Raw genomic sequence first — 14070 nt, forward strand, 5'->3', positions numbered from 1 at the left:
ACGGAGGCCCTCGGGAGGTCAGCTTCCCGGGGGCCTCTCGTCGTCCTCCCGGGAGAACACCTGCAGCAGCCAGGAGGCGAAGGTGCCGGTCACCGCGCCGAGCAGTGCCAGGCCGATGGCCATCATTCCGACCGCGATCAACCGCCCCATCGGCGTCACCGGGGTGATGTCTCCGTAGCCGACGGTCGTGAGGGTTTCGCTGGCCCACCAGACGGCGTCCCCGAACGTCCGCATCGTCGCGCCCGGCGCCCCGCGTTCCTGCTGGTAGACGGCGAGGGCCCCGGCGAAGCCGAGCAGTACCGTCGACAGCCCGGAGTAAGCGATGACGCGCGCGTGCAGCGCCAGGCGGGGCTTGCCGTGCCGCCGCTGCACGGCCTCGTAGACCTTGACGATCCGCAGCGGGCGCAACAGCGGGAGCACCAGCACCAGCGTGTCCAGCCGGTGCTTCGGTACGAAGCGCAGCCCCTGCCCGCTCAGCCGCCAGCACACCGCGTAGTCGACGAAGAACAGCGCCCAGGAGGCCAGCAGCACTGCGAGGCTCAGGTCCTGCCATACGTCGTGCAGGCCGGGGGCCAGGACCCGGACCGCGTACGAGGCGAGGAAGGCCAGCGAAGCCAACGCCAGCGGAAGCTCGGTGCGCTGCTGCCAGCGGGCCACTCGACTCTCATCGTCCACAGCCCCAGCTTGGCCCGGCGGGCCTTTCCCACAACCCCGCCGACACGCCGCGAACGGGCGACGCCATATGCTGCATGGCATGACGAGTGAGCCGGAGCAGCAGTTGGGAGTAGGGGTCCAGGACGCGTTCCAGCGCCTGTGGACGCCCCACCGGATGGCCTACATCCAGGGCGAGAACAAGCCGACCGGCCCCGGTGCCGAAGACGGCTGCCCCTTCTGCTCCATCCCGGCCAAGTCCGACGAGGACGGGCTGATCGTCCGGCGCGGTGAGCAGGTCTACGCCGTGCTCAACCTGTACCCGTACAACGGCGGCCATCTCATGGTCGTGCCGTACCGTCACGTCGCCGACTACACGGACCTCACGGACGCCGAGACGATCGAGCTCGCCGCCCTGACCAAGCAGGCCATGACGGCCCTGCGCACCGCCTCCGGTGCCCACGGTTTCAACATCGGCATGAACCAGGGCTCGGTTGCCGGCGCCGGCATCGCGGCCCACCTCCACCAGCACATCGTCCCGCGCTGGGGCGGCGACACGAACTTCATGCCGGTCGTCGGCCACACGAGGGTGCTGCCGCAGCTGCTGGCGGACACGCGGAAGATGCTGGCGGAGGCCTGGCCGTCCGTGTGAATGCGGTGCATTCTCGGCGCCGGTCGCCACATCCAGCCCGTCCGGCGATTGAGGACGAGGCCCTTCAGGCCGAAAGCGGGGGTCTGGGGGCGGCAGCCCCCAGGACCTAGGCGTCGTACACGTCGGCCTTCCGAGGCGTCGGATCCTGCACCGCCGTCGACAGGAAAGCGGACCTCGTACCGAACTTCTCCGTGTCCACGCCGTTCTCCTCCAGCACCCGTATGGCCGCGGCATGGACCACCCGCAGCACCGGCGTGGCCGCACGCAGTGCGTCGTCCGCCATGAAGCGGTGGCGCCAGGGCTGGTCGGCCCAGGCGTGCCGGAGGCCGAAGGGCTCGGGCAGGCCTATCGTGCCGCCCAGCCAGTTCAGCAGGGGCGGGTACCAGGAGATCGGGGCGCGGACGGCCAGTCGTACGACCTCGTCGGTGTTGACCAGCGGGAGGGCCACCTTCCGGGTCTCCCACGGCTTGAACGACTTCTGGACCTCCTTCGTCGGCGCCTCGGGCTTGCTGGTGAACAGGGAGTTCACGGGACCGAGCGCGTGCCCGGTGACCTCGATGCGCAGCGTCTCGTGCAGCACGGTCACCGTGATCATCATGGTGATGACCAGCTGCCCGTCCCACAGGGTCCACTGCACGCCCAGGTAGTGCCGGTCGCCCGCGCCGAACTGCTGCTTGTTGCAGATGTCCTGTATCGCATGGGACTTGACCTGGTATGCGTCCACGTCCGTGCCCTCGGGCCGGGACACCTCTTTCGCGCCCTCGCCGATCGGCGTGACGATCCAGTGCCGTACGGAGGGGGTGGGGAAGCCGCCGGTGTTGAGCGTGTTCCGCTCCAGCATGCGCAGTTGGTCGTGGATCGAGCGGATGACGTCCCAGCTGCGGAAGGGGTGGATCTCCCGGGTGGGGTCGGCCGCCACCAGGTCCTCCGCGAGCTGCCAGCTGCCCCAGCGTGTGCCCATGCCGAGGATGCCCTTCGGGCCGGCGTAGAACACGGAGTTGGACTGCTGCTCGGCACTCAGCTTGGCCAGTGACTGGCGCAGCTGGTCCGCCTTCGTCTCGCCCGGGCTGGTCGGCACCGCCTCGGGCACCTTGGCCCCGATGCTGCTGCCGGCCAGCAGGCTGTCCCAGCGCTCGCGCAGGTCCTTCGCCGTGCGCTCGCAGATCTGCTTGGCCCAGAACCAGCCGATGACGGGCATGATCACCGAGGCTCGCGCATACCAGGCCCAGAAGCCCGTGAACGGCATGCGGATCAGGAAGATCACGGCGACGGCGCCCACCGCCACCAGCAGGGTGGTGGCCAGCGCGCCGGCCCGCTTGTCGTCGCGCTTGGCGATGGTCGTACGGATCTGGAAGACCAGCAGCCAGACGAGGAGCCCCGGCAGGAACAGCAGGCCGCACAGCACCATGACGATGCTCAGCAGATTGTCCCGGTCCTTGCGGATGTTGTTCGCCGCCAGGCAGTGCTCGACGACGACCGGGGGCTCGGCGCCGAAGGACTGGATGAGCGGCTTGCGGCCGGAACCCACCATGCGGTCCACCACCGCCCGCGAGAAGGCCTCACCCAGGTTGGGCCGGAATATCCTCGCCCACTTCAGGCCGGGTTTGACGGTGGTCTGGTGCCATTCGTTGTCGGCCTTCTTGATGTCCGCGACCGGGTTGTCCCGGTAGGCCGCGGAGGCCAGCGCGAACGTCGCCGTCTGGCCCTCGTTGCCCGTGCGCGGCACCTGCGGGCCGAAGATGTCCCCGTAGCCGCTCTCAACGGTCATTCCCGCCCCCGATCGCCGCCGACGTCGCTTCTGCGGCTTTCCCGACTTCCTTGCTCCGCACACCTGTTGATCAGGTCGTCACGGTGTTCGCGTGAAAACTTGATCAGGTCATCAGCGTATCCGCAGGCACCGACATTCGTCGGCGGACGGCCGAAGGGACCTCTTTCAGGCTTCGGCCGGCCGCCGACTCGGAGGGGAGCGTTCCACAAAAGCGACTTGGAAGCGCCCGGCGCCAACTACGAGGCGTCGCGCGCCTCTTCACGAATCCTTTCTGCGATCTGCGGAGGCATCGGCTCGTGCCGTGCGTAGGAGCGGTTGAAGCGCGCGGTGCCGTGCGAGAGGGAGCGCAGGTCCACGGCGTACCGTCCGATCTCGATCTCGGGCACCTCGGCCCGTACGAGCGTCCGGTTTCCCGTGGTCTGTTCCGTGCCCAGCACCCTGCCGCGCCGTCCGGACAGGTCGCTCATCACGGCGCCCACATAGTCGTCGCCGACCAGGACGGTCACCTCGGCCACCGGTTCCAGGAGGTGGATCTTCACATCGGCCGAGGCCTCCCGCAGGGCCAGCGCGCCGGCCGTCTGGAAGGCCGCGTCCGAGGAGTCCACGGAGTGCGCCTTGCCGTCCAGCAGGGTCACGCGGACGTCGATGAGCGGATAGCCCGCGGCAACTCCCTTGGCCGCCTGGGCCCTTATGCCCTTCTCGACCGACGGGATGAACTGCCGCGGCACCGCGCCGCCGACGACCTTGTCCACGAACTCGATGCCCGAACCGCCCGGCAGCGGCTCCACCTCGATCTCGCAGATCGCGTACTGCCCGTGCCCGCCGGACTGCTTCACATGGCGGCCGCGCCCCGCCGACTTGCTCGCGAACGTCTCCCGTAGGGAGACCTTGTGCGGGATCACGTCGACCTGGACGCCGTAGCGGCTGCGCAGCCGCTCCAGCGCGACGTCCGCGTGCGCCTCGCCCAGACACCACAGCACCACCTGGTGGGTGTCCTGGTTCTGCTCGAGCCGCATGGTCGGATCCTCGGCGACCAGCCGGGAAAGCCCCTGCGAGAGCTTGTCCTCGTCGGCCTTGCTGTGCGCCTGGATGGCGAGCGGCAGCAGCGGGTCGGGCATCTGCCACGGCTCCATGAGCAGCGGGTCGTCCTTGGCCGAGAGGGTGTCGCCGGTCTCCGCCCGGTTCAGCTTCGCCACGCACACCAGATCGCCCGCGATGGCGTGCGTCACTGTGCGCTGCTGCTTGCCGAAGGGGGTGGACAGCGCGCCGATGCGCTCGTCGACGTCGTGGTCCTCGTGCCCGCGGTCCGCGAGCCCGTGTCCGGACACGTGCACCGTCTCGTCGGGGCGCAGCGTGCCGGAGAAGACGCGGACCAGGGAGACCCGGCCGACGTAGGGATCGGAAGCCGTCCGCACGACCTCGGCGACCAGTGGGCCGTCCGTGTCGCAGGCCTTCACCTCGCGCGGCTTGCCGTCGATCGTGGTGACACCCGGCGTGGGGTGCTCGAACGGCGTCGGGAAGCCGCCCGTGACCAGCTCCAGCAGCTCGACGGTGCCGAGCCCCTGCCGGGCGCCCTCGGCCGCGGGGGCGGCGGCCAGGACCGGGAAGAAGACCCCGCGTGCGACGGCCCGCTCCAGGTCCTCGACGAGCGTCTTGAGGTCGATCTGCTCGCCGCCCAGATAGCGGTCCATGAGGGTCTCGTCCTCGCTCTCCGAGATGATCCCCTCGATCAGCCGGTTGCGGGCCTCCTCCATCTCCGGCAGCTGGTCCTCGCCCGGCTCCGACTCCTTGCGCTCGCCGGACGAGTAGTCGAAGAGCTTCTGCGACAGCAGCCCGGTCAGCCCCGTCACGGGCGCGTGCCCGTCCGGACCCTGCGGGCCGTGCAGCGGCAGGTACAGCGGGATGACGGCGTCGGGGTCGTCCCCGCCGAAGGCCTCCGCGCAGGTCCGCGTCATCTCCTCGAAGTCCGCCCGGGCGGCCTCCAGATGGGTGATCACGATCGCCCGTGGCATGCCGACGGCCGCGCACTCCTCCCACACCATGCGGGTCGAGCCGTCCACGCCGTCGGAGGCCGAGACGACGAAAAGGGCCGCGTCCGCCGCTCGCAGACCGGCCCTCAGCTCCCCGACGAAGTCGGCGTATCCGGGGGTGTCGAGAAGATTGACCTTGATGCCGTCCCATTCCACCGGCACCAGGGAGAGCTGCACCGAGCGTTGCTGCCGGTGCTCGATCTCGTCGTAGTCGGAGACGGTGCCGCCGTCCTCCACGCGGCCCGCCCGGTTCACTGCTCCCGCGGTGAGTGCGAGAGCTTCCACCAATGTCGTCTTGCCCGATCCGCTGTGGCCGACCAGCACCACATTCCGTACGGACGCGGGGTGGTCGGCCGCTGTTGCCCTGCCGGCGGCTCCGGGGTGTGCGTTCGCCTTGTCGCCCATGGCCTTGCCTCCCGTGCACGGTGAGGTCACTGTGGGCGCGGGCATGCCGGGCCGCGTGCGGTGGCGGCTCCGATGACGCCCGCGGTTCTTCGAGCTTTCCACTCCCGTCACGGTGCGTCCATACGACGGACGTGATCGCGCCGCCCGCCGTCGGCTGCGGGCCGTCCGCCGGATCTCCGCACTGACGTCCGGGTGCCCGGCAGTCGCACACACGCGCGCGTGGCTACGATGGGCCAGCCGGAGCCCAGCAGGGGCCGCGGCCACACCGACCGTCGGGAAGGCCATGCTGAACAAGTACGCGCGTGCATTCTTCACGCGTGTCCTCACGCCGTTCGCCGCGTTTCTCATCCGCCGGGGCGTCAGCCCCGACACGGTCACGCTCCTCGGCACCGCCGGGGTGATCGCGGGCGCGCTGGTCTTCTACCCCCGGGGCGAGTTCTTCTGGGGCACGGTCGTGATCACGCTGTTCGTGTTCTCCGACCTCGTCGACGGCAACATGGCCCGCCAGCTGGGCCGCACCAGCCGCTGGGGCGCCTTCCTGGACTCCACCCTCGACCGGGTCGCCGACGGCGCGATCTTCGGGGGATTCGCCCTCTGGTACGCGGGGGGCGGCGACGACAACGTCCTGTGCGCCGTCTCGATCTTCTGCCTGGCCAGCGGCCAGGTGGTGTCCTACACCAAGGCCCGTGGCGAATCGATCGGCCTGCCGGTCGCCGTCAACGGGCTCGTCGAGCGCGCCGAGCGCCTGGTCATCTCGCTGGTCGCGGCCGGATTCGCAGGACTGCACAAGTTCGGTGTGCCGGGCATCCAGTACCTGCTGCCCGTCGCCCTGTGGATCGTCGCCGTGGGCAGCCTGGTCACGCTGATCCAGCGGGTCGTCACCGTCCGTCGCGAGTCGGCGGAGGCGGAGGCCGCGGCGGCCGCGCCGGAGAACGCCTCCCAGGGGAGCGAGGCGGCGAAGTGAGCCCTCGCGATCAGCTGACGGACGCGCTGTACGGCCTCGGCTGGAGCACCGTCAAGAAGCTCCCGGAGCCGGTGGCCGTACGGCTCGGCCGCTCCATCGCCGACCTCGCCTGGAAGCAGCGCGGCAAGGGCGTCCAGCGCCTGGAGAGCAACTACGCGCGCGTGGTGCCCGACGCGAGCCCCGAGCGCCTGGCCGAGCTCTCGCGCGCGGGCATGCGCTCGTACCTGCGTTACTGGATGGAGTCCTTCCGGCTCCCGGCGTGGAGTGCCGAGCGCATAAGGGGCGGCTTCGACCCCAAGGACGTGCACTACCTGACCGACGGGATCGCCTCCGACCAGGGCGTCATCCTGGCGCTCCCGCACATGGCCAACTGGGACCTCGCGGGCGCCTGGGTCACCACCAAACTCGAGACTCCGTTCACGACGGTCGCCGAGCGCCTCAAGCCCGAGACCCTCTACGACCGCTTCGTCGCCTACCGCGAGGGCCTCGGCATGGAGGTCCTGCCGCACAGCGGCGGCACCGCCTTCGGCACGCTGGCCCGGCGGCTGCGCGACGGCGGCCTGGTCTGCCTGGTCGCCGAGCGCGACCTGTCGTCCTCGGGCGTCGAGGTCGAGTTCTTCGGCGAGGCCACCCGCATGCCGGCCGGCCCCGCCCTCCTCGCCCAGCAGACCGGCGCACTGCTCCTGCCGGTCACGCTCTGGTACGACGACTCGCCCGTCATGCAGGGGCGTGTGCACCCCCCGGTCGAGGTACCCGAGACAGGTGGCCGGGCCGAAAAGACGTCTGTCATGACACAGGCGCTGGCCGATGCCTTCGCCACCGGGATCGCCGACCATCCGGAGGACTGGCACATGCTCCAGCGCTTGTGGCTCAAGGACCTCGATCCTGGGAAGAAACCCCCGGCTCCCGAGAAGGGCATGTCGTGAGGATCGGCATCGTCTGCCCGTACTCCTGGGACGTGCCGGGCGGCGTCCAGTTCCACATCCGCGACCTGGCCGAGTACTTCATCCGATTGGGCCACGAGGTCTCGGTCCTGGCTCCCGCCGACGACGACACGCCCCTGCCGCCGTACGTCGTCTCGGCCGGCCGCGCGGTCCCGGTGCCGTACAACGGCTCGGTGGCACGGCTGAACTTCGGCTTCCTGAGCGCCGCCCGCGTCCGGCGCTGGCTGCACGACGGCGAGTTCGACGTGGTCCACATCCACGAGCCGACCTCGCCGTCGCTGGGCCTGCTGACCTGCTGGGCGGCGTCGGGCCCGATCGTGGCCACCTTCCACACCTCCAACCCGCGCTCGCGGGCGATGATCGCCGCCTACTCGATCCTCCAGGCGGCCCTGGAGAAGATCAGCGCCCGGATCGCGGTGAGCGAGTACGCCCGCCGCACGCTGGTCGAACACCTCGGCGGCGACGCGGTCGTCATCCCGAACGGCGTCGACGTCGACTTCTTCGCCCGGGCCAAGCCCAAGCCGGAGTGGCAGGGCAACACCATCGGCTTCATCGGCCGCATCGACGAGCCCCGCAAGGGCCTGCCGGTGCTCATGAAGGCGCTGCCCAGGATCCTCGCCGAGCGCCCGCAGGCCCGGCTGCTGGTGGCCGGGCGCGGCGACGAGGAGGAAGCGGTCGAGTCGCTGCCCGCCGAGCTGCGCCCGCGCGTGGAGTTCCTCGGCATGGTCAGCGACGAGGACAAGGCCCGCTTTCTGCGCAGCGTCGACCTGTACGTGGCGCCGAACACCGGCGGCGAGAGCTTCGGCATCATCCTCGTCGAGGCCATGTCCGCCGGTGCCCCGGTCCTCGCCTCCGACCTGGACGCCTTCGCCCAGGTCCTGGACCAGGGCGCGGCGGGCGAGCTGTTCGCCAACGAGGACTCCGACGCACTGGCCGAGGCGGCTCTGCGGCTGCTGGCGGACCCGGAGCGCCGGGCCGAGCTGCGGGAGCGGGGGAGCGCCCACGTACGGCGCTTCGACTGGTCGACCGTCGGGGCGGACATCCTGTCGGTGTACGAGACGGTGACGGCGGGCGCGGCCGCGGTCGCGGCGGCGGAGGACGAGCGGGGGCCGGGGCTGCGGGCGCGGCTGGGGCTGGCGCGGGACTGAGCGAACGGGCCGGGCCGACGGCTGATCGAGGCGGCCCCTCCGCGCACCGCTAACCTTGCCGCCCGTGACCGCAACCCTCATCTGGATCCTCGTCGCCCTCCTCGCGATCGGCCTGTACCTGAGCTGGACGGCGGGCCGCCTGGACCGGCTGCACGCCCGCATCGACGCCGCCCGGGCCGCGCTCGACGCGCAGCTGCTGCGCAGGGCCTCCGTGGCCCAGGAACTCGCCACCTCCGGCGTCCTCGACCCGGCCGCCTCGATCGTCCTGTACGAGGCGGCACACGCCGCCCGGCAGGCCGAGGAGGAGCAACGGGAGGTCGCCGAGAGCGAGTTGAGCCAGGCGCTGCGGGCGGTGTTCGGGGAGGCGCAGCAGGTGGAGGCGGTGCGTGAGGCACCCGGCGGCGAGGAGGCGACCGGCGAACTGACCGAGGCCGTACGGCGGGTTCCGATGGCCCGGCGGTTCCACAACGACGCGGTGGGCGCGGCACGCAGGCTCCGGGAACACCGCAAGGTGCGCTGGTTCCGGCTGGCCGGACACGCGCCCTTCCCGATGGCCTTCGAGATGGACGACGAGCCGCCGGCGGCGCTGGCCGACCGGGTCGCCCAGCAGCCGTAACGCCACCGCGGACCGGAAAAGGATCCACCGGCTTCCCATTGGCCCTTGCTGTGGACTGGCCCACTCACGTTTCCTCGGTGCTTGCAGAAACCCTCTTTCACTTCAGTGAGGTCAACCCGTGTCCAGCACGCACTCCGAAAACCAGGCCCCCGAGACCGGCACCGCGCGCGTGAAGCGCGGTATGGCCGAGCAGCTCAAGGGTGGCGTGATCATGGACGTCGTCACGCCGGAGCAGGCGAAGATCGCCGAGGACGCGGGCGCCGTCGCCGTCATGGCCCTGGAGCGGGTCCCGGCCGACATCCGCAAGGACGGCGGCGTGGCCCGGATGTCCGACCCGGACATGATCGAGGGCATCATCGAGGCCGTCTCGATCCCGGTCATGGCCAAGTCCCGCATCGGCCACTTCGTCGAGGCCCAGGTCCTGCAGTCCCTCGGCGTCGACTACATCGACGAGTCCGAGGTCCTCACCCCGGCCGACGAGGTCAACCACTCCGACAAGTGGGCGTTCACCACCCCCTTCGTCTGCGGTGCCACCAACCTGGGCGAGGCCCTGCGCCGCATCGCCGAGGGCGCCGCGATGATCCGCTCCAAGGGCGAGGCCGGCACCGGCAACGTCGTCGAGGCCGTCCGCCACCTGCGCCAGATCAAGAACGAGATCGCCCGTCTGCGCGGCTACGACAACAACGAGCTGTACGCCGCCGCCAAGGAGCTGCGCGCCCCGTACGAGCTGGTCAAGGAGGTCGCCGAGCTCGGCAAGCTCCCGGTGGTGCTGTTCTCCGCCGGTGGCGTCGCCACCCCGGCCGACGCCGCGCTGATGCGCCAGCTCGGCGCCGAGGGCGTCTTCGTCGGCTCCGGCATCTTCAAGTCCGGCGACCCGGCCAAGCGCGCCGCCGCCATCGTGAAGGCCACCACCTTCTACGACGACCCCAAGATCATCGCGGACGCGTCCCGCAACCTCGGCGAGGCCATGGTCGGCATCAACTGCGACACCCTCCCCGAGGCCGAGCGCTACGCCAACCGCGGCTGGTAATCACCCCATGTCCAACGAAGCCCCTGTCATAGGCGTCCTGGCCCTTCAGGGCGACGTACGGGAGCACCTCATCGCCCTGGCCGCGGCCGACGCCGTGGCCAGGCCGGTGCGGCGTCCCGAGGAGCTCGCCGAGGTGGACGGCCTGGTCATCCCCGGCGGCGAGTCCACCACCATCTCCAAGCTGGCCGTCCTGTTCGGCGTGATGGAGCCCCTACGCGCGCGCGTGCGCGGCGGTATGCCGGTCTACGGCACCTGCGCGGGCATGATCATGCTCGCCGACAAGATCCTCGACCCGCGCTCGGGCCAGGAGACCATCGGCGGCATCGACATGATCGTGCGCCGCAACGCCTTCGGACGGCAGAACGAGTCCTTCGAAGCGGCGGTCGACGTCCGGGGCGTCGAGGGCGATCCTGTAGAGGGCGTCTTCATCCGCGCCCCCTGGGTGGAGTCCGTCGGCGCCGAGACCGAGGTGCTCGCCGAGCACGACGGCCACATCGTCGCGGTCCGCCAGGGCAATGCGCTCGCCACGTCGTTCCACCCGGAACTGACCGGCGACCACCGCGTGCACGCCCTGTTCGTCGACATGGTGCGCGCGAACCGTACGGCGGAGTCCTTGTAGGATCTCTGGCGTTCGTATCTGGATGGGTTACGCGAAGGAGACAGGCAGATGTCCGGCCACTCTAAATGGGCCACGACGAAGCACAAGAAGGCCGTGATCGATGCCAAGCGCGGCAAGCTCTTCGCGAAGCTGATCAAGAACATCGAGGTCGCGGCGCGGATGGGCGGCGTGGACCTCGAAGGAAACCCGACGCTTTTTGACGCCGTGCAGAAGGCGAAGAAGCAGTCGGTTCCGAACAAGAACATCGACTCCGCGATCAAGCGCGGCGGCGGTCTCGAGGCCGGTGGCGCCGACTACGAGACGATCATGTACGAGGGCTACGGCCCGAACGGCGTCGCGGTGCTCATCGAGTGCCTCACCGACAACCGCAACCGCGCCGCCTCCGACGTCCGTGTCGCCATGACCCGCAACGGCGGCAACATGGCCGACCCGGGCTCCGTGTCGTACATGTTCAGCCGCAAGGGCGTCATCATCGTCCCCAAGGGCGAGCTGACCGAGGACGACGTCCTGGGTGCCGTCCTGGACGCGGGTGCCGAGGAGGTCAATGACCTCGGTGAGTCCTTCGAGGTCATCAGCGAGGCCACCGACCTGGTCGCGGTACGCACCGCCCTCCAGGAGGCCGGGATCGACTACGACTCCGCCGACTCCAGCTTCGTGCCGTCCGTCCAGGTCGAGCTGGACGAGGAAGGCGCCAAGAAGATCTTCAAGCTGATCGACGCGCTCGAGGACAGCGACGACGTGCAGAACGTCTTCGCCAACTTCGACGTCAGCGACGAGGTCATGGAGAAGGTCGACGCGTAACGCTGCCGCGAACTGAGCGGTTGTGGCGGGCCGGTGGGACACGCGTCCCACCGGCCCGCCGCCGTTGTCGGTGGCAGCGGTTAGCCTGGCGTGAAGTCAAAGATCACCGAGGGGAGGGGCGCGTGCGGGTACTCGGGGTTGACCCCGGACTGACGCGGTGCGGTGTGGGCGTCGTCGAGGGGGTCGCGGGCCGGCCGCTGACCATGGTGGGCGTCGGTGTCGTACGCACGCCCGTGGACGCCGAGTTGGGGCAGCGCCTCGTCGCCATCGAGCAGGGCATCGAGCAGTGGCTGGACGAGCACCGGCCCGAAGTCGTCGCCGTGGAGCGGGTGTTCAGCCAGCACAACGTACGGACCGTGATGGGCACCGCCCAGGCCAGCGCGGTCGCCATGCTGTGCGCCGCCCGGCGCGGCCTCCCCGTCGCCCTGCACACCCCCAGCGAGGTCAAGGCCGCGGTCACCGGCAGCGGCCGCGCCGAGAAGGCCCAGGTCGGCGCCATGGTGACCCGACTGCTCCGGCTCGACGCACCCCCGAAGCCGGCCGACGCGGCCGACGCCCTCGCGCTCGCCATCTGCCACATCTGGCGCGCACCCGCCCAGAACCGCCTCCAGCAGGCGGTCGCCCTGCACGCAGCCAACGCAACGAAAGGCCGTACGGCATGATCGCCTTCGTGAGCGGCACGATTGCCGCACTCGCCCCCGACGCCGCCGTGGTCGAGGTCGGCGGTGTCGGCATGGCCGTGCAGTGCACGCCGAACACGCTCTCCACACTCCGCCTCGGCCAGCCGGCCAAGCTCGCCACCTCCCTCGTCGTACGGGAGGACTCGCTGACGCTCTACGGCTTCGTGGACGACGACGAGCGCCAGGTCTTCGAACTGCTGCAGACGGCGAGCGGAGTCGGCCCGCGGCTGGCGCAGGCGATGCTGGCCGTGCACACCCCGGACGCGCTGCGCAGGGCGGTGTCCACGAGCGACGAGAAGGCCCTCATCGCCGTCCCCGGCATCGGCAAGAAGGGCGCGCAGAAGCTGCTGCTGGAACTCAGGGACCGGCTCGGCGAGCCGATCGGCGCCCCGGCCGTCGGCACGGCGGTCACCTCCGGCTGGCGCGACCAGCTGCACGCCGCCCTGATCGGCCTCGGGTACGCCACCCGCGAGGCCGACGAGGCCGTGTCCGCCGTGGCACCGCAGGCCGAGGCGGCCGGGGGCACGCCCCAGGTCGGTCAGCTGCTGAAAGCGGCCCTGCAGACCCTCAACCGCGCCCGCTGACCCGCCTGCGCCACCCCAGTTAGGAGATCTCAGTGAACTGGGACGACCCGACCGACGCCCCCGCCCCCGAGCGGCTGGTGGGCTCTGTCGCCGACCGCGAGGACCAGGCCGTCGAGGCCGCCCTGCGCCCCAAGGACCTGGACGAGTTCATCGGCCAGGAGAAGGTCCGCGAGCAGCTCGACCTGGTCCTGCGCGCCGCACGCGCGCGTGGCGCCACCGCCGACCACGTCCTGCTCTCCGGCGCCCCCGGCCTCGGCAAGACCACCCTCTCGATGATCATCGCGGCCGAGATGGGCGCCCCCATCCGCATCACCAGCGGCCCCGCCATCCAGCACGCCGGCGACTTGGCCGCCATTCTCTCCTCCCTCCAGGAGGGCGAGGTCCTCTTCCTCGACGAGATCCACCGCATGTCCCGGCCCGCCGAGGAGATGCTGTACATGGCCATGGAGGACTTCCGGGTCGACGTCATCGTCGGCAAGGGCCCCGGTGCCACCGCCATCCCGCTCGAACTGCCCCCGTTCACGCTGGTCGGCGCCACCACGCGCGCGGGCCTGCTGCCGCCCCCGCTGCGCGACCGCTTCGGCTTCACCGCGCACATGGAGTTCTACGAGCCCGCCGAGCTGGAGCGCGTCATCCACCGCTCCGCCAACCTGCTCGACGTCGAGATCCAGGCCGACGGCGCCGCCGAGATCGCCGGGCGCTCCCGCGGCACACCCCGTATCGCCAACCGCCTGCTGCGCCGCGTACGGGACTACGCCCAGGTCAAGGCGGACGGATTCATCACGCGGGACATCGCGGCCGCCGCGTTGAAGGTCTACGAGGTCGACGCCCGCGGCCTCGACCGCCTCGACCGCGGTGTCCTGGAGGCCCTGCTCAAGCTGTTCGGCGGCGGACCCGTCGGCCTGTCCACCCTCGCCGTCGCAGTGGGGGAGGAGCGCGAAACCGTCGAGGAGGTCGCCGAGCCCTTTCTCGTCCGGGAGGGCCTGCTCGCCCGTACCCCGCGCGGACGCGTCGCCACACCTGCCGCATGGGCGCATCTCGGCCTCACCCCGCCCCGCTCGGCGACTGCGGGAAACGGACAACAGGACCTGTTCGGGACGTGATGCCTTTGTGACGGCGCGGGCATTGGCCGGGCCAGGAACCCAGGTGCCATGCTGAGCGTTGTTCCATGCGCGGAG

General features: G+C 70.6%; 14 protein-coding genes. 11 read left to right on the top strand and 3 right to left on the bottom strand.

Annotation, left to right across the window (positions count from 1 at the left end; translation table 11 throughout):
- Positions 1-18 precede the first annotated feature (18 nt).
- Positions 19-675, bottom strand: coding sequence for a potassium channel family protein (locus ACFY10_RS43625; RefSeq protein WP_390670896.1), 657 nt, complete (start codon positions 673-675; stop codon positions 19-21).
- 67 nt (positions 676-742) lie between these two features.
- Between ACFY10_RS43625 and ACFY10_RS43630 the strand changes: the two genes are divergently transcribed.
- Positions 743-1303: an HIT family protein gene (locus tag ACFY10_RS43630; protein ID WP_390670897.1), complete on the top strand. Its 561-nt coding sequence runs from the start codon at positions 743-745 to the stop codon at positions 1301-1303.
- A gap of 106 nt (positions 1304-1409) precedes the next feature.
- Here ACFY10_RS43630 and ACFY10_RS43635 read toward each other — a convergent pair whose 3' ends face one another.
- Both ACFY10_RS43635 and ACFY10_RS43640 read right to left on the bottom strand, forming a co-directional pair.
- The gene (locus ACFY10_RS43635; RefSeq protein WP_390670898.1) at positions 1410-3071 is read right to left on the bottom strand and encodes a hypothetical protein; all 1662 of its coding nucleotides are present in this window, start codon (positions 3069-3071) and stop codon (positions 1410-1412) included.
- Positions 3072-3307: 236 nt separating this feature from the next.
- On the bottom strand, positions 3308-5506 hold the full coding sequence (locus tag ACFY10_RS43640) for an elongation factor G-like protein EF-G2 (protein ID WP_390670899.1): 2199 nt from the start codon (positions 5504-5506) through the stop codon (positions 3308-3310).
- Positions 5507-5789: 283 nt separating this feature from the next.
- On the opposite strand from ACFY10_RS43640, the gene pgsA reads away from it, so the two are divergent.
- The 10 genes from pgsA to ruvB all read left to right on the top strand — a co-directional run bounded on the left by pgsA (position 5790) and on the right by ruvB (position 13995).
- Entirely contained in the window at positions 5790-6470 is a 681-nt protein-coding gene (pgsA, locus tag ACFY10_RS43645) for a phosphatidylinositol phosphate synthase (RefSeq protein WP_390670900.1), read from the top strand.
- Positions 6467-7396 (top strand): phosphatidylinositol mannoside acyltransferase, encoded by a 930-nt coding sequence (locus tag ACFY10_RS43650; protein ID WP_390670901.1) that lies wholly within the window; start codon positions 6467-6469, stop codon positions 7394-7396. The genes pgsA and ACFY10_RS43650 overlap by 4 nt, the downstream gene beginning before the upstream one ends.
- On the top strand, positions 7393-8562 hold the full coding sequence (locus ACFY10_RS43655; RefSeq protein ID WP_390670903.1) for a glycosyltransferase family 4 protein: 1170 nt from the start codon (positions 7393-7395) through the stop codon (positions 8560-8562). Before ACFY10_RS43650 ends, ACFY10_RS43655 begins: the two co-directional genes overlap by 4 nt.
- A 64-nt stretch (positions 8563-8626) precedes the next feature.
- A complete protein-coding gene (locus ACFY10_RS43660) occupies positions 8627-9178 on the top strand; it encodes a hypothetical protein (RefSeq protein ID WP_390670904.1) in 552 nt (183 codons plus the stop codon).
- A gap of 118 nt (positions 9179-9296) precedes the next feature.
- On the top strand, positions 9297-10208 hold the full coding sequence (pdxS, locus tag ACFY10_RS43665) for a pyridoxal 5'-phosphate synthase lyase subunit PdxS (RefSeq protein WP_390670905.1): 912 nt from the start codon (positions 9297-9299) through the stop codon (positions 10206-10208).
- Positions 10209-10215: 7 nt separating this feature from the next.
- Positions 10216-10827 (top strand): pyridoxal 5'-phosphate synthase glutaminase subunit PdxT, encoded by a 612-nt coding sequence (gene pdxT / locus ACFY10_RS43670; protein ID WP_390670906.1) that lies wholly within the window; start codon positions 10216-10218, stop codon positions 10825-10827.
- A 48-nt stretch (positions 10828-10875) separates the two neighbouring features.
- Positions 10876-11628 carry a YebC/PmpR family DNA-binding transcriptional regulator gene (locus tag ACFY10_RS43675; protein WP_390670907.1) on the top strand — a complete coding sequence of 251 codons (753 nt, stop codon included), beginning with the start codon at positions 10876-10878 and terminating at the stop codon, positions 11626-11628.
- 122 nt (positions 11629-11750) lie between these two features.
- Complete coding sequence (gene ruvC / locus ACFY10_RS43680; protein ID WP_099927474.1) at positions 11751-12290, top strand: crossover junction endodeoxyribonuclease RuvC; 540 nt, start codon at positions 11751-11753, stop codon at positions 12288-12290.
- Positions 12287-12892: a Holliday junction branch migration protein RuvA gene (gene ruvA / locus ACFY10_RS43685; RefSeq protein ID WP_390670908.1), complete on the top strand. Its 606-nt coding sequence runs from the start codon at positions 12287-12289 to the stop codon at positions 12890-12892. Before ruvC ends, ruvA begins: the two co-directional genes overlap by 4 nt.
- A gap of 32 nt (positions 12893-12924) precedes the next feature.
- Positions 12925-13995 (top strand): Holliday junction branch migration DNA helicase RuvB, encoded by a 1071-nt coding sequence (gene ruvB / locus ACFY10_RS43690; protein WP_390670909.1) that lies wholly within the window; start codon positions 12925-12927, stop codon positions 13993-13995.
- The last annotated feature ends 75 nt before the right edge of the window (positions 13996-14070 follow it).

Source organism: Streptomyces sp. NPDC001401 (assembly GCF_042895385.1).
Lineage (GTDB): Bacteria > Actinomycetota > Actinomycetes > Streptomycetales > Streptomycetaceae > Streptomyces.

Coding starts and splice junctions, on each gene's coding strand:
- ACFY10_RS43630 (WP_390670897.1), top strand. CDS start 743: ATGCTGCATGGCATGACGAGTGAGCCGGAGCAGCAGTTGGGAGTAGGG.
- ACFY10_RS43635 (WP_390670898.1), bottom strand. CDS start 3,071: ATGACCGTTGAGAGCGGCTACGGGGACATCTTCGGCCCGCAGGTGCCG.
- ACFY10_RS43640 (WP_390670899.1), bottom strand. CDS start 5,506: ATGGGCGACAAGGCGAACGCACACCCCGGAGCCGCCGGCAGGGCAACA.
- pgsA (WP_390670900.1), top strand. CDS start 5,790: ATGCTGAACAAGTACGCGCGTGCATTCTTCACGCGTGTCCTCACGCCG.
- pdxT (WP_390670906.1), top strand. CDS start 10,216: ATGTCCAACGAAGCCCCTGTCATAGGCGTCCTGGCCCTTCAGGGCGAC.
- ACFY10_RS43675 (WP_390670907.1), top strand. CDS start 10,876: ATGTCCGGCCACTCTAAATGGGCCACGACGAAGCACAAGAAGGCCGTG.
- ruvA (WP_390670908.1), top strand. CDS start 12,287: ATGATCGCCTTCGTGAGCGGCACGATTGCCGCACTCGCCCCCGACGCC.